The organism is Halomonas sp. AOP43-D1-4 (assembly GCF_052446175.1).
GTDB lineage: Bacteria > Pseudomonadota > Gammaproteobacteria > Pseudomonadales > Halomonadaceae > Vreelandella > Vreelandella citrativorans.
Genome location: NZ_JBQSVY010000002.1, coordinates 66,661 through 87,452, shown reverse-complemented (window position 1 = coordinate 87,452; position 20,792 = coordinate 66,661). Strand labels below are relative to the sequence as shown.

The 20,792-nt window shown below is 54.2% G+C and carries 18 protein-coding genes and 2 pseudogenes; 14 read left to right on the top strand and 6 right to left on the bottom strand.

All coding sequences use genetic code 11. The features are described 5' to 3' along the window. Positions 1–54 precede the first annotated feature (54 nt). Positions 55–1,017: a LysR substrate-binding domain-containing protein gene (locus tag ACT3RQ_RS02305; RefSeq protein ID WP_444679922.1), complete on the bottom strand. Its 963-nt coding sequence runs from the start codon at positions 1,015–1,017 to the stop codon at positions 55–57. A gap of 180 nt (positions 1,018–1,197) precedes the next feature. Between ACT3RQ_RS02305 and ACT3RQ_RS02300 the strand changes: the two genes are divergently transcribed. From ACT3RQ_RS02300 to ACT3RQ_RS02240, 13 genes are all read left to right on the top strand, one after another. Continuing rightward, complete coding sequence (locus ACT3RQ_RS02300) at positions 1,198–2,418, top strand: aldose epimerase family protein (RefSeq protein ID WP_444679921.1); 1,221 nt, start codon at positions 1,198–1,200, stop codon at positions 2,416–2,418. A 75-nt stretch (positions 2,419–2,493) separates the two neighbouring features. Beyond that, the gene (locus ACT3RQ_RS02295; protein WP_172117990.1) at positions 2,494–3,486 is read left to right on the top strand and encodes an arabinose ABC transporter substrate-binding protein; all 993 of its coding nucleotides are present in this window, start codon (positions 2,494–2,496) and stop codon (positions 3,484–3,486) included. 40 nt (positions 3,487–3,526) lie between these two features. Then, the gene (gene araG, locus ACT3RQ_RS02290; protein ID WP_444679920.1) at positions 3,527–5,020 is read left to right on the top strand and encodes an L-arabinose ABC transporter ATP-binding protein AraG; all 1,494 of its coding nucleotides are present in this window, start codon (positions 3,527–3,529) and stop codon (positions 5,018–5,020) included. 37 nt (positions 5,021–5,057) lie between these two features. Beyond that, positions 5,058–6,068 carry an L-arabinose ABC transporter permease AraH gene (gene araH / locus ACT3RQ_RS02285; RefSeq protein WP_444679919.1) on the top strand — a complete coding sequence of 337 codons (1,011 nt, stop codon included), beginning with the start codon at positions 5,058–5,060 and terminating at the stop codon, positions 6,066–6,068. A 56-nt stretch (positions 6,069–6,124) separates the two neighbouring features. Continuing rightward, positions 6,125–7,870, top strand: coding sequence for an IlvD/Edd family dehydratase (locus tag ACT3RQ_RS02280; RefSeq protein ID WP_172117993.1), 1,746 nt, complete (start codon positions 6,125–6,127; stop codon positions 7,868–7,870). A gap of 501 nt (positions 7,871–8,371) precedes the next feature. Continuing rightward, positions 8,372–8,659, top strand: coding sequence for a hypothetical protein (locus tag ACT3RQ_RS02275; protein WP_192527929.1), 288 nt, complete (start codon positions 8,372–8,374; stop codon positions 8,657–8,659). 172 nt (positions 8,660–8,831) lie between these two features. Then, entirely contained in the window at positions 8,832–9,938 is a 1,107-nt protein-coding gene (locus ACT3RQ_RS02270; RefSeq protein ID WP_444679918.1) for a heparan-alpha-glucosaminide N-acetyltransferase domain-containing protein, read from the top strand. Positions 9,939–9,949: 11 nt separating this feature from the next. After that, positions 9,950–11,092 carry a serine hydrolase gene (locus tag ACT3RQ_RS02265; protein ID WP_444679917.1) on the top strand — a complete coding sequence of 381 codons (1,143 nt, stop codon included), beginning with the start codon at positions 9,950–9,952 and terminating at the stop codon, positions 11,090–11,092. An 85-nt stretch (positions 11,093–11,177) separates the two neighbouring features. Then, on the top strand, positions 11,178–11,456 hold the full coding sequence (locus ACT3RQ_RS02260; RefSeq protein WP_087111190.1) for a peptidylprolyl isomerase: 279 nt from the start codon (positions 11,178–11,180) through the stop codon (positions 11,454–11,456). Between the two features lie 183 nt (positions 11,457–11,639). Continuing rightward, positions 11,640–12,575 carry an ABC transporter ATP-binding protein gene (locus ACT3RQ_RS02255; RefSeq protein WP_172119067.1) on the top strand — a complete coding sequence of 312 codons (936 nt, stop codon included), beginning with the start codon at positions 11,640–11,642 and terminating at the stop codon, positions 12,573–12,575. Next, positions 12,572–13,333 carry an ABC transporter permease gene (locus tag ACT3RQ_RS02250; protein ID WP_444679916.1) on the top strand — a complete coding sequence of 254 codons (762 nt, stop codon included), beginning with the start codon at positions 12,572–12,574 and terminating at the stop codon, positions 13,331–13,333. Before ACT3RQ_RS02255 ends, ACT3RQ_RS02250 begins: the two co-directional genes overlap by 4 nt. Positions 13,334–13,376: 43 nt before the next feature. Continuing rightward, positions 13,377–14,381: a nucleoid-associated protein gene (locus ACT3RQ_RS02245; protein WP_444679915.1), complete on the top strand. Its 1,005-nt coding sequence runs from the start codon at positions 13,377–13,379 to the stop codon at positions 14,379–14,381. Positions 14,382–14,417: 36 nt separating this feature from the next. Beyond that, positions 14,418–14,900: a tellurite resistance TerB family protein gene (locus tag ACT3RQ_RS02240; RefSeq protein WP_444679914.1), complete on the top strand. Its 483-nt coding sequence runs from the start codon at positions 14,418–14,420 to the stop codon at positions 14,898–14,900. A gap of 17 nt (positions 14,901–14,917) precedes the next feature. Here ACT3RQ_RS02240 and ACT3RQ_RS02235 read toward each other — a convergent pair whose 3' ends face one another. The 4 genes and pseudogenes from ACT3RQ_RS02235 to ACT3RQ_RS02220 form a co-directional block, all read right to left on the bottom strand. Beyond that, on the bottom strand, positions 14,918–15,925 hold the full coding sequence (locus ACT3RQ_RS02235; RefSeq protein ID WP_444679913.1) for a serine hydrolase domain-containing protein: 1,008 nt from the start codon (positions 15,923–15,925) through the stop codon (positions 14,918–14,920). Between the two features lie 368 nt (positions 15,926–16,293). Continuing rightward, positions 16,294–16,398 (bottom strand): annotated as a pseudogene (locus ACT3RQ_RS02230) (IS3 family transposase); the annotation flags it as partial. 106 nt (positions 16,399–16,504) lie between these two features. Further along, positions 16,505–16,660 (bottom strand): annotated as a pseudogene (locus ACT3RQ_RS02225) (IS110 family transposase); the annotation flags it as partial. A gap of 376 nt (positions 16,661–17,036) precedes the next feature. After that, complete coding sequence (locus ACT3RQ_RS02220) at positions 17,037–17,603, bottom strand: DUF2946 domain-containing protein (RefSeq protein WP_444679912.1); 567 nt, start codon at positions 17,601–17,603, stop codon at positions 17,037–17,039. Between the two features lie 258 nt (positions 17,604–17,861). Between ACT3RQ_RS02220 and ACT3RQ_RS02215 the strand changes: the two genes are divergently transcribed. Further along, on the top strand, positions 17,862–19,256 hold the full coding sequence (locus ACT3RQ_RS02215; RefSeq protein ID WP_444679911.1) for a PepSY-associated TM helix domain-containing protein: 1,395 nt from the start codon (positions 17,862–17,864) through the stop codon (positions 19,254–19,256). A 71-nt stretch (positions 19,257–19,327) separates the two neighbouring features. Here the strand turns inward: ACT3RQ_RS02215 and zigA are convergent, their stop codons facing one another. After that, entirely contained in the window at positions 19,328–20,554 is a 1,227-nt protein-coding gene (gene zigA, locus ACT3RQ_RS02210; protein WP_444679910.1) for a zinc metallochaperone GTPase ZigA, read from the bottom strand. Positions 20,555–20,792 lie beyond the last annotated feature (238 nt).

Sequence of the window (20,792 nt, the reverse complement as noted above, 5' to 3'; positions counted from 1 at the left end):
AAGTCTAAGTGCTAAGGTCAAGCGCTAAGACCAGGCACAGATAGCTGGCTCCGTTTACCGATGGCTATTTTTCAGTTGAGCATTGTGAGCGATTATTTCGCGCAGAGTGCTCATCAGTACTGCAGCCCCCGGCGAGAGCCGCTGGTGGCGTAAGCTGACCAGACCATAAGGCTGTACGCTGAGCGTTTCACTGAATGGGAGGAGATGAAAGCGCTGAGGGGCGCAAAGCAGGTCCGCCGTTTCGCGTGTGGTCACCGTAATGGTGTTGGATTTATCGACCAGTGCTAAAGATACAAATACATCCGCGGTGTCGACGACCTGACTTGGCGGTGCTACCTGATGATGTAAAAACAGACTATCTACCCGTTGACGCATCAGCGCGCCGGGTGGCTGTAAAGACCACGGGTAGGCGGCCATATCAGTGAGGCTCAGTGGAGTTTTGCCTGCCAGCGGATGCCCTTCTCGACACACAAAGCACAGCTCTTCTTCGCCAATTTCTTCAAATACAAAGCGCTCTACATCCACGCCTGATGGGATACGCGTAATAGCGAAATCCAGCTCACCTTCAAGCAGGCGGGGCACCAGCGCCTTGCTGACATCGACATCCACACTAATTTTGAGCCCCGGCCGGTCTCTATGTACCCGCTCGATAGCGCTGGTGAGTAGCGTAACGGCGGGTGCCATGACTGTTCCCACTGCCACGGTGCCCATATTTCCGTCGCGTAAGGCGGTTAACTCCTCACCGGTATGCCGCAATGCCGACAGCACGCTATGCGCGTGGCGAATCATGATTTCGCCATACCAGTTGGGTGTTAAACCACGTGGGTGGCGCTCGAAAAGGCGAATCCCCAGGTTGGTTTCCAGGTCACTGAGCAGTTTTGAGGCGGCAGGCTGGCTCATGTTGAGTTGGGCAGCGGCACGATGCAGGTTGCGGTGCTCGTCAAGCGCCAAAAATAGCTGAAAATGACGCAACTTTAGTCGAGCGTTGAGAAACCAGTTACTGTCAAGAACGCTCATGGAATAAGCCTTTCAGTGCTTTTGATAACAATAAGTGTATCGGAATTAACGTGTTCCTATATTGGTTAGTTATGTAAGAGCTGTCTAGTGTAGGGCGTGTAGTGGAAAAATTGGTAATGAACCTGGTAGTGAACCGCATACCGCACGAATAACAATAACGATGTTAACAGGAGGAACACCATGCCCTCTCATACAGGTAGCGTTGGCTCAAGATTGTTACTGAGCGCAGGCGTCATCGCGCTGATGACAAACGTAGCCCAGGCCCAAAGTGATAAGGAACCCATGGCGAACAGTAAAGCAGAGAACGCCGTCGAACAATCAACGTTCGGCCAGTTGCCGGACGGCCGTGAGGTGCAAAGCTACCGGCTGACGAACGCCAATGGCGTTGAGCTTCAGGTCATTAATTACGGGGGCACAATCGTATCCCTGAAAGTACCTGACGTAGACGGAAATATTGACGATATCGCGCTGGGTTTTGAATCGCTGGATGGTTATCTGTCTGACACTTACCAACAAGCTAATCCCTACTTTGGTGCACTCATCGGCCGCTACGGCAACCGTATCGCTGAAGGTCAGTTTGCGCTGGAGGGTGAAACCTACTCGTTAGCCACCAACGATGGCGATAACCACCTGCACGGCGGCGAGCAAGGATTTGATCGTGTGCTCTGGCAGGCCGAGCCTTTTGAAAAAGAGGAAGGGACGGGGCTGGTGCTGAGCTATGTCAGTGAGGATGGCGAAGAGGGTTATCCTGGAGAACTGACGGTTGAAGTGACGTATACCCTTACCGATCAAAATGAACTGATTGTCGATTACCAGGCCGAGACCGACAAGGCAACGCCCGTCAATCTTACCCAGCACAGTTACTTCAACCTTAAGGGTGAAGGAAACGACTCCATCCTTGATCATCAGCTTATGCTCAATGCCGATGCCTTTACCCCGGTGAGTGAATCATTGATTCCGACGGGCGAGCTGCAGCCTGTTGAAGGCACGCCGTTCGATTTTACCCAGGCCACGTCGATTGGCGAGCGTATTGAGCAAGATAACGATCAACTGCGCTTTGGGCAGGGCTACGACCATAACTTTGTGCTTAACCGAGATAACGCCGAGCAAGGCGATCTGGTGATGGCCGCGAGGGTGTGGGAGCCACAAAGTGGACGGCTGCTGGAAATTGAAACCACTGAGCCTGGTATTCAATTTTATTCGGGGAATTTTTTGGCAGGTGATCTAACGGGCAAAAGTGGCAATGCCTATCCACAGCGCTCTGGCTTTGCACTGGAAACGCAGCATTTTCCCGATTCGCCTAATCAGGATGCCTTTCCCGGCACGGTGCTACAGCCAGGAGAGACCTACCGTTCACGTACCATCTTCCGCTTCTCTGCCCAGGACGATATGGACGCCTAGCCATGTGCCTGACGAGCAGCAGACAGTAATTGCAGCAATAACATCAATAATAATTGGAACATCAGGAGCACAACAATGAGCATCGTAACCACGTTTACGCGCCTAGCGCTGGGTAGCGCCGTCATGCTGGCCTCGCTGGGTTCTGTGCAGGCACAGGACGACGTGAAGATGGGCTTTATCGTCAAAAAGCCGGAACAAGCCTGGTTTATTAACGAACAGCGCGCCGCTACAGAGGCGGGCGAGGAGCTTGGATTCCAGGTTGTTCGTCTGGGTGGTGAAGATGGTCAAGAGGTGCTTAGCGCGATTGATAACCTTTACTCACAAGGCGCTCAAGGGTTTGTCATTTGCCCGCCAGATGTACGTCTTGGGCCAGCGATCATGAATCGCGCCGAACAGTACGGCATGAAAGTGGTGACCGTCGATGACCAGTTTGTTAACGCCAGTGGTGAGCCTATGGAAGGCGTACCGCACCTGGGTATGTCCGGCACCAAAATTGGCCAGCAGGTTGGTGAGGCAATTGCCGCCGAAATGGAAGCCCGTGGCTGGGATGTTGAGAACGTAGGTGCGCTGCGTATTACCAATAACGAGCTACCGACTGCCGTTGAACGGACGGATGGAGCGACCCAAGCGCTGCTTGCTTCAGGCTTCCCCGAAGAGAACATCTTCGATGCGCCTCAACAAAGTACGGATACGAGTGGTGCATTTTCCGCTGCATCACCGGTGCTTTCTCAGCGCGGTGATTATGAGCACTGGGTAATCTACGCGCTGAACGAAGAGAGTGTGCTGGGGGGCGTTCGGGCGACCGAACAGTACGGCCTGGCCGCTGAGGATGTCATTGGGGTGGGCATCAATGGTTCAGGCGCGGCATTTGCTGAGTTTTCCCGCGACAACCCCACGGGCTTCCACGGCACCGTTGCGGTGAGTTCTACCATGCACGGTCGACAAACGGCTGAAGACCTTTACCGCTGGATCAGCGAAGACCAGGAGCCTCAGGCGATTACAGAAACGTCCGGTACGTTAATGACGCGTGATAACTGGGAAGAAGTGCGCGACGCGCTCGGTCTGTAACTGACTTTTTGTGACGGGCTATTTGGTGGAGTGCTCACGTATGTCTGATCCATATCTTCGCTTTGACAATATCAGTGTTGTATTCCCTGGGGTGCGCGCGCTGGATGGGGTGAGCTTTGCTGCTCATACCGGCCAGGTGCATGCGCTGATGGGCGAAAACGGCGCGGGTAAGTCGACGTTGCTTAAGGTGCTTAGCGGGGTGAACCGCACTGCAGAGGGGGCTCTCTGGATTGATGGACAGCGCCACGTGTTCAGCAACGCCCGTGAAGCATTGCGCGAAGGGATCGCCATTATCTACCAGGAGCTAACGCTCTCGCCCAATATGTCGGTCGCTGAAAACCTGCTGCTGGGCCAGCTGCCCACGTGGCAGGGGTTTGTGAACCGGCGAACGTTACGGGAAAGGGCACTGGCGATTCTGGCTGACCTTGGCGAGGGTGACATTCATCCCTCGACCAAGGTGCGTGATCTCTCTATCGGCCAGCAGCAGATGATTGAGATTGGCCGTGCATTGCTGCGTGATGCCCGCGTTATCGCTTTCGATGAACCTACCAGTAGCCTTTCCATTCAGGAAATCCGTCAGCTTAAACGCATCGTCAAACGCCTGCGCGACGAGGGGCGGGTGGTGCTCTACGTGACCCATCGCATGGAAGAAGTGTTTGAGATGTGCGATGCGGTCACTATCTTTCGCGACGGCCAGCATATTCGTACCCACGAAGATATGTCGCAACTGACGCATGATCTATTGGTTAGCGAGATGGTAGGGCGAGACATCGATGACGTATACGGCTATCGCGCCCGCGAGCAGGGCGATGTGGTGCTGTCTGTTGACGAGATTCAAGGGCGCGGCCTGAATGCGCCGGTTAGCTTCTCCGTGAAGCGTGGCGAGGTATTTGGCTTGTTTGGCCTGGTAGGCGCCGGTCGCAGTGAGCTATTGCGGCTGGTATGCGGGGTGGAAGCGCCTAAAGCGGGTAGTGTGACGTTCCAGGGCGAATCGCGACGCTTTAAAAGTCCCGCAGAGGCGATTCGTGCTGGTATCGCCATGTGCCCAGAGGACCGTAAATCTCAAGGGATTTTCCCCGTGGCGAGTGTTGCCGACAACCTCAATATCAGCTGTCGGCGGTTTTTTAAGCGCTGGGGTGTTTTCCGTCACCCTGGCCGCGAACGACGCAATGCTGAATCCTATATTCAGCAGCTTAGCGTTAAAACCCCCAGCTATCGGGCACCGATAGGCAAGCTATCCGGGGGCAATCAGCAAAAGGTAATTTTGGCCCGCTGGCTCGCGGAAGAGATTGACCTTTTCGTAATGGACGAGCCCACGCGCGGGATTGATGTGGGCGCGCGTAGAGACATTTATAGCCTGCTTTACGACTTGGCCGAGCAGGGGAAAAGCATTGTCGTGATTTCCAGCGACCTTGCCGAAGTTAGCTCCATCTGTGACCGCATTGCAGTGATGCGCGACGGTGAGCTGGTCGACGTGGTGCCAAGAGACGCCGCCACGCCCGAACGGCTATTAGGCCTGGCACTACCCGCCTAAGCGGTACCCATTATCGAACACGTTCAGGACACCTGTGATGACATCGAACAAATTAACCCAAGACGGTGTTGAACCAACGCGCCCTGCGGGGCGCCAAGGGTTCATTAAACCACTGCGCACGCTGTTGGACACCTCTGGGCTGATCGCCGTTTTTATGCTGCTCTTTATCGCCTTGGCGGTGTTTATCCCCGACTTTCTTACCGGGCGAAACATGGTGGGGCTGCTGCTTTCGATCACCCTGATAGGCAGCCTGGCGACCACCATGATGCTGGTGTTGGCGCTGGGCGAGGTGGACCTTTCGGTGGCCTCAATTGTGGCGTTTGCGGGGGTAGTGGCAGCGGTTGTGACCTCTAGCACCGGTAGCGTTTTTATCGGCGTTATAGGTGGCATTGTTGCCGGGGGCGCGGTGGGGGCCTTTAACGGGTTTGTGATTGCCAGGTTTGGTATTAACTCGCTGATTGCCACGTTGGCGGCGATGGAGTTTGTACGCGGGCTGGCCTATATCACCTCGGGCGGCGACGCGGTGATGATTACCGTGCCGGGTTTCTTTGATCTGGGTAGCGCTTCATTTCTAGGCCTGACGCTGCCGGTGTGGACCATGTTGGCCTGCTTTGTCATCTTCGGTGTGGTGCTCAATATGACCGCCTTCGGACGCAATGTGCTGGCCACGGGCGGTAACTCGGAGGCCGCGTCGCTCGCGGGGGTCAATGTCCGCCGACTCAAGATTATTGTCTTTGGTTTACAAGGCGTTGTTGCGGGCGTAGTGGGCGTGTTACTGGCCTCACGGATGGGCTTGGGCGATCCCAATACTTCCATGGGGCTAGAGCTTGCGGTGATTTCTGCCTGTGTACTGGGTGGGGTGGCGCTATCGGGCGGCGTTGCCACTATCACCGGTGTAGTCGTCGGCGTGCTGATTATGGGCTGCGTGCAGAACGCCATGGGGCTACTCAACGTACCAACGTTCTACCAGTACCTGGTACGTGGGGCAATTCTGCTGCTGGCGGTAATGTTTGACCGCTGGAAACAGACGCGACGCCAGCGCGCCTAACGACACTTTTTCCTGTTTTGTTTCTATCTTTTACCGAATTGTACGGAGAGACGTCAATGTCTGAACGAAAGCCGCCCCTACGCTCTGCCCAGTGGTTTGGAACCGCCGATAAAAACGGCTTTATGTACCGCAGCTGGATGAAAAACCAAGGCATTCCCGACCATGAGTTCCAAGGCAAGCCGATTATCGGGATTTGTAATACTTGGTCGGAGCTGACGCCTTGCAACGCTCACTTTCGCAAGCTGGCGGAGCATGTAAAGCAGGGCATACTGGAAGCGGGTGGCTACCCGGTGGAATTCCCGGTCTTCTCCAGCGGTGAATCCAACCTCCGCCCGACCGCAATGTTTACCCGTAACCTTGCCAGCATGGATGTTGAAGAGGCGATTCGTGGTAACCCGATTGATGCAGTGGTGCTGCTGGTAGGTTGTGATAAAACGACCCCAGCGCTGTTAATGGGCGCGGCGAGTTGTGATATTCCCACCATCGTCGTGACCGGCGGCCCCATGCTTAACGGCAAGCACAAGGGCAAGGACATCGGTTCGGGCACCGTGGTCTGGCAACTTTCTGAGCAGGTCAAAGCGGGCGAGATTTCACTGCACGACTTTATGGCCGCTGAAGCGGGCATGTCACGCTCGGCGGGCACCTGTAACACCATGGGGACCGCGTCTACCATGGCCTGCATGGCGGAATCATTGGGCACCTCGCTGCCTCACAATGCGGCAATTCCTGCGGTGGATTCGCGTCGTTATGTGCTCGCACACCTTTCCGGTAACCGCATTGTCGAGATGGTTAATGAAGACTTAAAACTCTCCAAAATCCTTACAAAAGAAGCGTTTGAGAATGCCATTCGTACCAACGCAGCGATTGGCGGCTCCACTAACGCGGTGATCCACCTGAAAGCGATTGCCGGGCGCATGGGGGTAGACCTTAAGCTGGACGATTGGAGCCGGGTGGGGCGCGGTACGCCCACGGTGGTAGATTTACAGCCCTCCGGGCGTTATTTGATGGAAGAGTTCTACTACGCTGGAGGCCTGCCCGCCGTACTAAAACGCTTGGGGGACGCTGATCGCCTGCCCTTTAAAGACGCTCTCACCGTTAACGGTAAAACCCTGTGGGAAAACGTCAAGGACGCCCCGCTGTATAACGACGATGTGATTCGTCCACTGGATAACCCGCTGACCGCAGATGGTGGCATCTGTGTGCTGCGCGGCAATCTTGCACCCAATGGCGCGGTGTTAAAGCCTTCGGCAGCGACCGCCGAACTGATGCAGCACCGTGGTCGGGCCGTCGTGTTTGAAGACTTCGACGATTACAAAGCGCGCATCAACGACCCGGACCTGGACGTTGAAGCCAACGACATCCTGGTGATGAAACACTGCGGGCCTCGCGGTTATCACGGCATGGCGGAAGTCGGCAATATGGGGCTACCGCCCAAGATACTCGCTCAGGGCGTTACCGATATGGTGCGTATTTCTGATGCGCGCATGAGTGGAACCGCTTATGGCACCGTGGTGCTGCACGTGGCACCTGAAGCTGCCGCGGGTGGCCCCTTGGCCGCGGTGCGTAACGGCGACTGGATTGAATTGGACTGCGCCAGCGGCCGGCTACACCTGGACGTCAGTGAAGAGGAGATTCAGGCACGTCTCGCCGCGTTTGATGCCACGGCGGCCTCGACCCTCATCGCAAGCCAGGGTGGCTATCGCCAGCTCTATATTGAGCGAGTGCTGCAAGCCGATGAAGGCTGTGACTTTGACTTCCTGATCGGCTGTCGGGGCTCTGACGTGCCGCGTCATTCGCACTGATAAGAATTTCCTGATGATTTTTTAACTATGATCGATGGTGGGAGCGGCCTGGGCAGGGCCTCCTTCCTGAACTTTTTATTGTATTTTGCACATGTTGTCTAAGCACTTCCCTCAGCATCCTGTTGCTCAAGATGGATGTTCTGATGCCAGCTGTTGGGAAGGTCTATTGTGTTTGTGGATCAGTCGCTGCCCGTTTTCATTTAAAACCTAAATGACGAAGCCATTAACCGCACCTGGCATGACCAAAGCGGGCTCATGTGCCACAGTTAAACAGTAAATTATTAAATATATTTCATAAAATCAATAGGTTGGCATGCTCTTGTTGAGTTTAAGTTTTTGACTTTATATATGTTTTTTGTTTTTTAGAAAAACCTGGTACGACGTGTGCAGTAATCAGGACAAGAACGCAGCATCAGGATGATGGTTGGTTCTTGGCTAGATGTTCCTTGTTTGATTTATTTTTACGAAGCAACAGAAAGCAGATTACTTAGGAGGCACGACATGAAAATGGAAGCTCTGAAAAAACTAGGTATTTTAGGTGTATCGTTTGGTCTGATCGCAAGCCCTCTTGCGTTTGCTGAAATGGAAAGTGGTACTGAGCAAGAACCAGTGCCGCAAGAAGAGACGACGCAGGACGAGCAAGGCAGTTTTAATTCGTATGACACTGAGCAGCAAGATCAAGATGTAACCACTGAGTATGAAGAGGAAGAGCAAGAATTCACCTATGAAGAAGAGGAAGAGGAGCAGGAGTACGAAACCACGGATGACGATGACGACACCCAGTGGTAATTAACCCGCTAATGGAATAACACTTGCTCTGGCTTACGGATGAGCCACAAAATGCCCCGCCGCCTGCGGGGCATTTTTGCGTTTAAAGCCCAAAGCAAAAGTTGTTGCCTTATCGTCTATTGTTAACATTACGTACCCCTTGGCCCGTTATGACTATAAGGAAGCCTGTATCGTGGTGAACTGGAAAGAGGCGCCGCAGCTTCCTAAAGCGGAAGGGCGAATCGCGGCTATCGATTTGGCGCGAGGCATTGCGATTGGCTTAATGATTGTCAGCCACACGGTTAGCGGGCTGATAGGCATACGTAATGTGCCTGACTGGGGCATGGTGCCTATTCATCTATTAACCAAATTCTCCTCATCACTGTTTATTTTGGTATTCGGCATTGCCCTGGCAGTGGCCTTTCTTTCTCACACCCAAAGCGATGATTGGCCTAAACGACGCCTTAAGCTATGGCTACGCGCGATTGAAGTGTGGTTCTGGTACAAGGCGCTCATTATTATCGAGATGCTGCCGTTTAGTAGCCCTGCCGATATTGTCGATACGTTGCTTTATGGGCGCTTTGGAATCTGGGTCGAGATTTTAGGCTTTTATGCCATTGCCCTGCTTTGGGTGCCGCTTATTCTACCGCTATGGGCACGGGCGCCTCTTTGGAGCCGGATTGCCACACTGGTTGGCTTAACCGCACTTTCTGCCTGGTTACAAGGGCTTAGCTTTGGCGGTAACGATATCCTGAAAGCCTTACTGGTTGACCACCCCGACCACTATGCCTGGGGGCAGATTAGCCGGGCCCCTCTTATCCTGGTGGGATTGTTGGTAGGCGAAGCGCTATTGCGCTGTTACTTTACGGCTCACTTGCGCCGCCGCTTGGTGTTAATACTGCTGGCGATAGGCGCGTTAATGGTAATGACGTTTTATGGTCTCGCGTTGGCGGATGAGCGTGTGTATGCCGCCATGATGGCCGTTGCCAATAACACAGGCAAACATCCGCCTGGCCTGGAGTTCATGCTGTTTAGTGTAGGTGGCGCGCTTATTTTGCTCGCATTGACACTGGCCGGTGGAGCGGCTGCCGCCAAGGCACTTTTGCCGCTCACCGTGGTCGGTAGCGATGCGCTAAAAGCGTTTATTTTTCATATTGTGATGATCTTTCTCGTGCTGCGCTTTTTGCTGCAAGGCGAGGGCATGTATACCTATCCACAGGCGCTGGCGATTAGCGGCGTGTTGATACTGGGCGCCGCCGTGTGGATTTGGGTGACACGTTGGATCGCAGCGCACCGCTAAGAGGACATGGTTTGCAACGACAGCAACGATGGCAACGCTGGCTGTTAGCCGTAGTGTGTTTAATGGCACTGCCAGCCTATGCCGACGGTACTCAAGCACCGGTTTTTGAAGTGCAGGCTTTTGAGACGAACTGGTACTACGAGGTCGATAAACAGAGCACATGGCAGGCCGACTTGAATGCCCGAGTCGCCGCTATTGAGGGCATCTTTGAAGGTACGTTAGGGGTATATGTACAAAACCTGGCCACCGGAGAGGCCTACTCGTGGCGCGCGGATAGACCCTGGTATTTGGCCTCGTTGGTAAAAGTGCCTATTGCCGCCCAAGTGCTTGCCGAACGTCAAGCAGGCACGCTGTCACTGGATGAGCGCTTAACGCTTTCGCGCAGTGACTTTGTGGATGGCGCGGGGCCGGTGATCTGGCACGACCCGGGGACGCCGATCTCGATTCGCTGCCTGCTTGAACAGATGATTACCGTCAGTGATAACACGGCATCCGATATGTTGATTGACCGCGTGGGCCTTGCCGATGTCAATATTCGGGCGAGAGCAATGATTGCGGGTAGTGGAGGCAACCCTGACGATATCGGCCCGATTACCAAACTGGTTGGCGTTCGTCAGGGCGTTTATGGGCAGTTACACCCTGACGCACGAACGCTGGACGGCATGGATTTTATCGCCTTGCGCCAGCACCGGTTAAGCCAGCGTGCGGCGGCGCTGGCTCAGCGGCTGGATGTTGACCCCTCCACGCTCAAGCAACCTGACTATGACCACGCGTTCGATGCCTATGAGGCGACCGGTGAAAACGTCGGCACGCTGCGTGCCTACGGCGACCTGTTGGTAAGTGTGTATAAAGAGGCAGCGAGCGGTGGCTTAGGTGCCCAGCCGAGCCAGGCACTTCTGGAGATAATGCAGCGAACAACATCGGGCAGTAATCGACTAACGGCCGGGTTGGGCGACACCATCCGTTTTGCGCATAAAACCGGTACCCAGCATCGGCGTAGTTGCGATGCGGGCATTGCTTCGCACGAAGAGGCTAATGGCCCCTGGGTGATCGTTGCTTGCAGCCGGGGGCCGGTAGCAGTGAATGACCATGAACGTGCGTTGGCGCGAGTAGGCGATGCGTTACGCTATAGCGGTGCGCTTGGGAAACCTTGAGCATGCTGTGTCGCAGGTACACCCGCCGCCAAGCGAGCGTGATAAACTAGCGGCTTCATTTCATTGATACAGGCAGGAGGTTGTTATGGCAAACGCCAGCGCCCGTCATATTTTGGTTAGCAGCGAAGAGCAGTGTTTAGCGCTTAAACAGGAAATCGAGAACGGCCGTGATTTTGCCGATGTCGCCAAGCAGCACTCTAGCTGCCCTTCTGGCCGCCAGGGCGGCGACTTGGGTAGCTTCGGCCCCGGCCAAATGGTGCCTGAGTTCGACAAGGTGGTGTTCAGCGGTGAGTTGGGTCAGGTACACGGCCCGGTGAAAACGCAGTTTGGTTATCACCTGCTCGAAATCACTGACCGCACCTAAACGTTGCGTCTCTATAGCCGTGCAATACGATAAGACGTCTGCACGGCTATTGTCGCTTTGGCATTCGGTCCTGCCTGAAAAGCGCTTATGCTCGATCACTTTTCAGACAGAATCGCATGTTTAATCTCGCGTTAAATCGCCTCCAGCGTCGTGGCGTTTACGTTGCGGTGTGAGGAGAAAGCCATGAACGACCCCATTATTTCGATTAACGGCCTGAATAAAACCTACGAAGGCGGCTTTCAAGCGCTCTCGCGGGTGGACCTCACCATTCAGCGTGGTGAGATTTTTGCGCTGCTTGGCCCCAATGGGGCAGGCAAAACCACGCTGATCAGCGTGGTGTGTGGGCTGGTCAACCCGACCCAGGGCGAGGTGGTGATTGACGGCTTTAATAGCGTTAGCCAGTACCGCCAGGCGCGTGAGCGTATCGGCCTGGTGCCTCAGGAGTTGACCAACGAAGCCTTTGAAACGGTGTGGAATACGGTCAGTTTCAGCCGTGGCCTGTTCGGTAAAGCGCCTGCCCCTGCGCATATTGAAAAAGTGCTTAAGTCGCTGGCGTTATGGGATAAACGTCATAACCGCTTAATGACCCTTTCCGGCGGCATGAAGCGCCGTGTGTTGATTGCCAAGGCGCTCTCTCACGAGCCGCGCATTCTGTTTTTGGATGAGCCAACGGCGGGTGTCGATGTTGAGCTGCGCCGGGATATGTGGGAAGTGGTTCGCGGGCTGCGCGAAAGTGGCGTCACGATTATTCTCACCACCCACTATATTGAAGAAGCCGAAGAGATGGCCGACCGCATCGGGGTGATTAATCGAGGTGAAATCGTGCTGGTGGAAGAGAAAGCGGCCTTGATGCAAAAGCTGGGCAGCAAGCAGTTAATTCTTCAACTGCAAACGCCGTTAAAGGCGCTACCTGCCGCTTTTCAGCAAACGGGGTTAAGCCTGACCGCCGATGGGCATGAGTTGGTGTACAGCTATGATGGCCGTCAGGATGAAGAGGGCCACAAAATATCAGCGCTGTTAGCGAACCTTGAGCGTGAAGGCATCGCCTTTAGAGACTTGCATACACGGCAGAGTTCGCTTGAGGATATTTTCGTCGACCTGGTTAAGGAGCGTGCATGAATCTGTATCCTATTCGCGCCATTTATATGGCAGAAATGGCGCGTACGCGGCGCACGTTATTGCAAAGTATTGTGTCGCCGGTTATTTCAACCTCGCTCTACTTTGTGGTGTTCGGCGCGGCCATCGGCTCGCGTATCAGTGAGATTGGTGGGGTCAGTTACGGCGCCTTTATCGTGCCTGGGCTGATTATGCTCATGCTGCTGACCCAAAGCGTGTCCAACGCCTCTTTCGGGATTTTCTTTCCCAAGTTTTCGGGCAGTATCTATGAAATTTTATCGGCGCCCATCTCCTATCTTGAAATAGTGATTGGCTACGTAGGGGCGGCCGCCTCGAAGTCGATTCTATTGGGGCTGATCATTCTTGGGACATCGAGTTTTTTTGTGCCGCTGGAAATTGCGCACCCCTTCTGGATGCTGACGTTTCTAGTGCTCACCGCCGTCACGTTTAGTTTGCTGGGGTTCATTATCGGCATTTGGGCGGATGGCTTCGACAAGCTTCAGCTTGTGCCCTTGCTGATCATTACGCCGCTGACCTTTCTGGGCGGCAGTTTCTACTCGATAGATATGCTGCCCCCTTTCTGGCAGACCGTCACGCTCGCCAACCCTGTGGTGTATCTGGTCAGCGGCTTTCGGTGGAGCTTCTACGGGATTAGCGATGTCAGTGTGGTGGCCAGTGTGGCCATGATCAGCCTGTTTTTACTCGCTAGCCTAGCCACTATCGCGTGGATATTTCGTACTGGCTATCGCCTGAAACCCTAACGCGCAGCACCTCTTTTTATTTACGCCAGGAGCCAAGGCCTTTATGCCACTACTGCAAAGCGTTGTTCACCGCCTGGACCCTTCGCTTGACGGTGAACGCTTAACGCTAACCGCTGCGCCATCGCTTGCCGAAAGTGATGACCCGGCCATGGCAAGCCTGGTGAATACGCTGAACGACACGTATAACACCAAGGCTAAAGGTTGGGGGCGCTTTGCTGAAGAGGGCGAGCAGGCTGGCCCACTACTTGCCTGGCTGCGCGATTATAGTGCGGGTGCCCAGGACTTTACCCAGCTTTCGACCGCAATTGCTGAGCGCTTGGCGCGTGAGCTACAAGAGCAGCTATCCGTCAGCGGCTATTTACTGCTTGCGCACATACGCCAAGGGGATACCGAAACGCTATTTATCGCGTTGGTACATCAGCGTGAGGGCATTGGCATTAACCAGGCTCACCAGGCCGTGCCTGCCGCGCAGTTGAATACCAGCCAGCTTACCCTGGCGGCCCGGGTCAATTTAACCCAGTGGCAGAGCGAGTCGCCTGGCGCGCAGTACGTCTCTTTCTTGAAAGATCGTGGCGGTAAAAAGCTTGCCGAAGGCATGGTAGCCCTGTTGGGCATGGAAGAAGGGATCGATGCGCCCGCTGAAACCCGCACGCTGCTCAAGGCCTTCAGCGACTATGTGGAAAAAGAGGATTTCGACGACGAGGTGAGTCGAGAAAAAACCGACACGCTGGTGGACTACGCCAATGAACAGCTTCGCCGTGGCGAGCCAATGACCTTGGAAGAGCTTTCCGGGCTGGTGGACGAACAGCAGCCGAAAGCCTTTTATGACCATATTCGCAACGCCGATTACGGGCTTTCGCTGGAGATTCCCCCCGATAAGCGCACCTTAAGCCAGTTCCGCCGCTTTACCGGCCGAGCGGGCGGTGTCTCGATTAGTTTTGACTCCCACCTGCTGGGCTCAAGCATCGAGTACGACGCCACTCAAGATCGCCTGATTATCAAGCAAGTGCCCAAGCAGTTAAGAGAGCAGCTTACCAAGAAGGATTGAGGTAAGGACGATGCTGTAGCAACCCAGGAGCCCCTTATGCTGAACGCTATTAGTGATTTCTTCCAGCGCACGCTTGCGCAACCCGAGCAGCGCGAAAATCAAACGCTCACCCTGGAACTGGCCACCGCAGCACTGCTGTGTGAAATCGTCCGCGCCGATTACGACACCACCGATGAAGAGCTTGCCGCGCTGCGCCTTATGCTTACCGAGCGCTACCAGCTCAGCACAAGCGATGTGGAAGAGCTGATGACGTTGGCACAAGCAGAAGTGGATGAGGCCGTCGATCATTACCAGTTTGTGAGCCTAATCAAAGAACACTATAACTACGACCAGCGCTGTGAGCTGGTGGCGCTGATGTGGCAGCTGGCCTGGGCCGACGGCAGCGTTGACCCACTTGAAGAGCACCGTATTCGACGGCTGGCCGATTTACTGCATGTTAGCCACAGTGATTTTATTCGCACCAAGCTACAGCGCCGAACAGCGCAAGATGGGCCTGAACGAGGCGGCAGATCTCACTAACATATTAGCTTCCTGCGTTACTGTTCTTCAGGTGCGCTGAGCAGGCCCTCGACCAGGCGATGCAACTGTTGTTGAAACTGGCCGCCTGGGGAGGGCGGCGTGGGGTCTGCGGTGATCACAACGGTCATATCGCGTTCAGGGATCACGTACAGCGCTTGTCCGCCATAGCCACGCCCGTAGTACACCGTTTCCCCTGCGAGTTCGGTAATAAACCAGCCATACCCATAGCCATCACCCGTCCAGGCAGAGATGCCACGGGGTGTCCATGAAGCCTCCACCCAGCCTTCTGGCAATAGCCGCACGCCCTCCATCACGCCGTCGTTACGATAAAGCTCGCCCACCTCAATCAACGCGCGTGGCGAAAGTTGCATATTGTTGCCGCCAAAATAAATGCCTTGTGGGTCACGCGGCCATGCGGGAATCGAAATAGTAAGCGGCTCCCCCAGCAGGCGTTGTGCGAGCACATGCGTGGTTTCACCGCTTGCCTGGGTAAGTGCTGCGGAAAGCAGGTGGCTAGTGCCGGTGGAGTACAGCATCCGCCCGCCGGGTTCATCGACAAATGGGCGAGTAAGGGCATCGTTAACCCAGTTTGAGCTTGCCACCCAAGCACTGTAGTTAGCGCCGGATGTACGCTCAAGCCCCGCCTGCTGAGCCAACAAATGCCCTACAGTAATGTCTTCCACGCGCGGGTCCAGCCCGGCGGGCAATGGCTCATCCAACAGCGCCACCAATCGCTGCTCGGTGGATTCAATAATGCCCTCTTCAATAGCTGCGCCTGTTATCGCCGCCAGCACCGTTTTGGAAAGTGATTTGATATTGGCAGGCTGCGCAACGCCGGGGCCACCCAGGTGTTGCTCGTGGATAATCTCGCCGTCGTAAGCGACCACAACGCTGTGAAGGCGTGACAGCTTGCCAGCTTCATCATCCATCGCTGCAAACGCAGCAGGCGCGGGTGGGCTGGCGCCAATGCTTTGGCTGACGCCTATCGCTATCGCGCAGCCCATTCCCTGGATAAACCTTCGCATAAGCCTTTTCATAACGCGCCTTTCTGGTTGATGACTTTGCCACCTTGCTATTTAGGATAGCGAGCGTTTAAGAACAAGACATAATGTGCGCCTAAAATGGCTTAAATGATTGTTTTAAACCGGAAATAGTGGTGAGTACGCAAAAAGTTGAAAAGCCTGCTAGGCTTTAATCATTACTGGGCGTAAGCAACCCTTTGATTTCAACCAAAACGCAAACTAGCAAGGAGTGCCAACATGCGTAATATTATCTATATCGTAGGCCTAATCGTCGTTGTACTGTTTATCCTTTCTCTGCTCGGCCTGCGCTAACGCCAGCGACCGCCAGCAGGTTTCTGAACTGACCCTCAATAGTTGGACGGTTGGTTTCTTTAACCAGCGGTCATGGCCTGAGTCCAGTATTGTACGGGGCTCAGGCCTTTTGGTTTCTGCTTGATCCGCTGATGATGGTAGTAGTGGATATAGTCGGCAGTACTTCGCGTTAGCTCCCCCCCATCGTGTTGAACCGGTTCATGTGGAAGTGCTCTGCTATTAGGGCGCCGAAAAAGCTCTCCATGGCGGCTTGGCCGCCGCCCCGATTGTCCCCGCCGTGATCAGCAACTGAGCTGCCGATTCATAGCCCACCGCCGTTCGTGACACCAGCTCTGGTACCAGCTCATCGGCGATGGCTTTGATCATGATATCGAGATCGGCCACCTCGTCATGCTGCTCCAGGTAACGGCTAGCATGGTCTTGTAGCCATGCCGGGTGATCGGAAACTGGCGGTACCAAACACGCGGGCATAAGTATCCACGACAGAGGCCATGTGCAGAGCCTTGTAAGTGTCGATGCCTCTGATGATGCCTGGACACGACAGTAACGAGACAGGCAGTGAGTGTCAGGCCCTTCTTGAGCTACATGCATCGACGAGGTGAACCCTCGCCGCCAAGTGTTTCCGGATCACCGACAGGCCCGTGGAAAGATGCACTATCCGGTCGATCGCTGTATCAAAGAGGCGATTAAAGTCGTTGTAGAAAAACAAAACTTAACAAGTATGAGAAATTATTAAGGGATGGGCTTAAAAGATATCGTCGTATTACTTTAAAACAGTAAAGCGCACTAAGTCCGGGCCTTGTTATGCTTTTAAAAAGCCTAACAACCCTGTTTCTTTTTTACTTTTACGCGTTACTATTAACACTGTTCGCGTCGATGTTTTTAAATGCTCGAAGATAAAAGAAGGTGGCCCGCGAGTTAACGCATGCGGATAGTTATACTGAAAAAACGCACCGGTCTGGAGCGTTAGAAATGCGCCGCCCAGCGCAACGAAGGCTTCGTGGGCAAGGGCGGGTAATGCAATAGAGAGCGACGGGCTGTGTTGCCACAGCTCACAGTAGCCGCACTGGTTGTGCCAGTCTGACAACGTGCTGGAAAGCGCGCGGCCAGTAGCCGTATCGGGTGGGGGGGAGTGCGCTACAGGGTGCTCGGCGTGTTCATCCGTAGGGTGGTGATGCTCAGCATCCGCATTGTGGTGATGACTGTTGCTGTGGTTATGGAGCTGGCTGTGAGCATGGTGGCCATGGTCGTGATGACTGGCCTGGAACTGAGAAATGAGCGGCCCCGCAAATAACAGGCACATGGCTACCCACGCCATCGCTAATGTAACGCGATAGTAGGGTAAGCGTGCTGGGCGAGACAGTGGCATCAAATTCAGCCCTCACGGGGTTAACAAGAAGCGTGATTGTACCAGCCCGGTACTGTGTAACCATAAAATTATCCGTTAACGGTAGATTCCTTAAATAGCTAAGCCTTATGCGTCCTATGGTCGCACTCTTTATATGAATGATTTAAGAAGATGTTTGTAGCGTTTTAATCGTTAGCTTTTTTTAAAGATCAATAATCCTTTGCATATACGTCATGCCGATAAAACACGTTGTTTAATATCTCTTGGGAAATGATAAGCATGTCCTCAAAAAAAACCGATCCAACGCTGCCCCGGCGAAATGGAAAAATTCTCTTTGCGCTATTAATGCGAATGCACTTTTATGTGGGGCTTTTGGTAGGTCCCTTTATTCTGGTGGCCGCCTTGAGTGGTATTGTCTACGTTTTAACACCGTCGGTGGAATCGTGGCTTTACCGTGATGCCTTAACGGTAAGTACCCAAGATGCACCGCAGCCGCTGGCACGGCAAATTGAAACGGCGCAGTGGGTGGTAGGCCAGGACACGCTACCCGCCGCGGTTCGCCCCGCACCGGATGCGCACAGTACCACGCGTGTTATGTTTGCTGACCCAGCGCTTGGACCTTCCGAGCATCGGGCTATTTTTATAGACCCGGCAACGCTTGACGTAAAAGGCGACATGACGGTGTATGGCACCAGCGGCATATTGCCGTTTCGCACGGCGCTTGATCAGTTTCACCGTAGTTTGCTGTTAGGCGATGTAGGGCGTTTGTACAGCGAACTAGCGGCGTCATGGTTATGGATCATTGCGCTGCTGGGCCTGGTGCTTTGGTTAGCGCGACGTAAAGCGCTTAAAAGCCCAAGCCCGCGTATGGCGGCACGGCGCTTGCACGCAACCGTAGGTGTTTTTGCGCTCGTCGGGCTGCTGTTTTTCTCAGCCACGGGGCTTACCTGGTCGCAATGGGCCGGTGGCAATATTGGCGAATTAAGACAGGCGTGGGGCTGGGGTACGCCGAGCGTATCGACCGTGCTTCCCGCGCCAGGGGATGCAGTGAGCCATGATTCCCATGCCCATCACGACATGCATGCCGACCATGGTGTGAGCAGCGCCCCCGAAGCCGGAGATTTTGTAAGCCCGGAAGGATTCGACCAAGCGCTTGCGGCAGCCAGGAGCGCAGGACTACTGGCGGGTAGAATCCAGCTAGAACCGCCTGCCAGCGAAGGCCGAGCATGGCGCGTATCAGAAATTGACCGCCGCTGGCCTACTCAGGTAGACCAGGTCGCATTGAACCCAAGCGATATGCGTATTCTTGAGCAAACGGATTTTTCAACGTTTCCCTTGGCGGCAAAGCTAACGCGCTGGGGTATTGATTTACATATGGGCGTACTGTTTGGCCTGCTTAACCAGCTGGTGCTGGCGCTATTTGCAGCGGCCCTGGTGTTTCTTATTGTGTGGGGTTATCGGATGTGGTGGCAGCGCGTTAAAAACACCACGGTGAATAAGGCACAAACCATGACCGCGCTGTTTATCATGCTGGGCGTGCCCGCTCAGTTGGGCCTGCTCGCCATCCTAACGCTTTTAGGGTTCGCCTTACCGGTATTGGGCGGTAGCTTGATCATTATTGCGATTATTGATGCGCTGCGCTGGGCGGCTTCCAGAAAGCCCCGAAGCGTCTAAAAACGCTGACAATAAGCACAATAGAAAAGGCCTCAGGTCGATACCTGAGGCCTTGGTGCTTGCAAGCAGATTTATTCCCACGCGGGGAAGGGGTCAGGCAGCGTTTTCCACATCTCCATGCCTTCCAGTAGCTCGCCTTCGTTGAGTAAGCAGGCATCCAGCGCTTCACGCATGCGGGCTTTATCCAGCCCTTGGCCGATAAACACCAGCTCCTGGCGCATATCCCCAAACGGCTCTTCCCACTTCTCGGTGATGAATTGGCGGTACTCGGGGTCAGTTGGCCAGCGCTCTTCAGGAACCGACTTCCAGAACATACCGGCCATGCCATGATGGGCGATGCCGCCTGCCTGGCTCCACTGCCCGGCCCACTGGGGGCGGGTGGCCAGCCAGAAAAAACCTTTCGAGCGCAATAAACCCTCGCCAAACCACTCGGAATGCAGCAGGTCGTGAAATTTGGCCGGGTGAAATGGGCGACGGGCGTGATAAGCAAAGCTTCCGATGCCGTACTCTTCGGTTTCGGGTACGTGCTCGCCACGCATCTCTTTTAGCCAGCCCGGCGCCTGCTGAGCGCGCTCAAAGTCAAACCTGCCAGTATTTAGCACTTTATTAAGCGGTACGCCGCCTTGGCGAATAGGCATCAGCTCGGCATCGGGGTTGAGGGAGTGCAAAATGGCTTTGAGTGCCTCCAGCTCTTTTTCGCTAATTAAATCCGTTTTACTAATCAGCAATACATCGCAGAACTCGATCTGATCCACCAGCAGGTCGGCAACGTTACGTTCATCCTCTTCGCCGAGACTTTCTCCTGCTTCCGCCAGGCTTTGTGCTTCACGGTATTGGGCAAGAAAGTTGGCACCATCAACGACCGTTACCAGCGTATCCAACCTGGCGATATGGGAAAGGCTTTGGCCGTCCTCATCCTCAAAGGTAAACGTTTCAGCCACTGGCAAGGGTTCGGAAATACCGGTCGACTCAATCACCAGATAATCGAATTTCCCTTCCTTTGCCAACTGGTTGACCTCGATAAGCAGGTCTTCGCGCAGCGTGCAGCAAATGCACCCATTGCTCATCTCGACAAGGCGTTCTTCTGAGCGATTAAGTGCGACTTCGCTCTCAAGCGTTGATTCGCCCGGGCCACCGCGCACCAGCGCGGCGTCGATGTTCACCTCACTCATATCGTTCACAATCACCGCCACACGAAGGCCTTCACGGTTGGCGAGGATATGATTGAGCACAGTGGTTTTACCAGCACCCAGAAAGCCCGACAGCACGGTAACGGGCAGGGGAGAAAACGCAGTCATTACTAGCACGCCTCTAAATGATTTATGTTATGTGATAATATAACAATATGGGGCAATTAGAAAGCGCTGTTAGCGAAATCGTGAGGCTTAGTGACAGATGCAAGAAAGGAGAGATGGGCACTTCAGTTTTAAAAAAAACTTATTTATCATTTGTTTAATATAGAAATATTAATTAAATAAACTATTTTTTTAGTTTTATGTTTTCATCTAGTGAGAATGTAAGTTTCGTAATACGAAA

Coding starts and splice junctions, on each gene's coding strand:
- ACT3RQ_RS02220 (WP_444679912.1), bottom strand. CDS start 17,603: ATGCCACTGTCTCGCCCAGCACGCTTACCCTACTATCGCGTTACATTA.
- ACT3RQ_RS02255 (WP_172119067.1), top strand. CDS start 11,640: ATGAACGACCCCATTATTTCGATTAACGGCCTGAATAAAACCTACGAA.
- ACT3RQ_RS02300 (WP_444679921.1), top strand. CDS start 1,198: ATGCCCTCTCATACAGGTAGCGTTGGCTCAAGATTGTTACTGAGCGCA.
- ACT3RQ_RS02275 (WP_192527929.1), top strand. CDS start 8,372: ATGAAAATGGAAGCTCTGAAAAAACTAGGTATTTTAGGTGTATCGTTT.
- zigA (WP_444679910.1), bottom strand. CDS start 20,554: ATGACTGCGTTTTCTCCCCTGCCCGTTACCGTGCTGTCGGGCTTTCTG.
- ACT3RQ_RS02245 (WP_444679915.1), top strand. CDS start 13,377: ATGCCACTACTGCAAAGCGTTGTTCACCGCCTGGACCCTTCGCTTGAC.
- ACT3RQ_RS02260 (WP_087111190.1), top strand. CDS start 11,178: ATGGCAAACGCCAGCGCCCGTCATATTTTGGTTAGCAGCGAAGAGCAG.
- ACT3RQ_RS02250 (WP_444679916.1), top strand. CDS start 12,572: ATGAATCTGTATCCTATTCGCGCCATTTATATGGCAGAAATGGCGCGT.
- ACT3RQ_RS02295 (WP_172117990.1), top strand. CDS start 2,494: ATGAGCATCGTAACCACGTTTACGCGCCTAGCGCTGGGTAGCGCCGTC.
- ACT3RQ_RS02235 (WP_444679913.1), bottom strand. CDS start 15,925: ATGCGAAGGTTTATCCAGGGAATGGGCTGCGCGATAGCGATAGGCGTC.
- ACT3RQ_RS02280 (WP_172117993.1), top strand. CDS start 6,125: ATGTCTGAACGAAAGCCGCCCCTACGCTCTGCCCAGTGGTTTGGAACC.
- ACT3RQ_RS02215 (WP_444679911.1), top strand. CDS start 17,862: ATGTCCTCAAAAAAAACCGATCCAACGCTGCCCCGGCGAAATGGAAAA.
- araG (WP_444679920.1), top strand. CDS start 3,527: ATGTCTGATCCATATCTTCGCTTTGACAATATCAGTGTTGTATTCCCT.
- ACT3RQ_RS02240 (WP_444679914.1), top strand. CDS start 14,418: ATGCTGAACGCTATTAGTGATTTCTTCCAGCGCACGCTTGCGCAACCC.
- araH (WP_444679919.1), top strand. CDS start 5,058: ATGACATCGAACAAATTAACCCAAGACGGTGTTGAACCAACGCGCCCT.
- ACT3RQ_RS02305 (WP_444679922.1), bottom strand. CDS start 1,017: ATGAGCGTTCTTGACAGTAACTGGTTTCTCAACGCTCGACTAAAGTTG.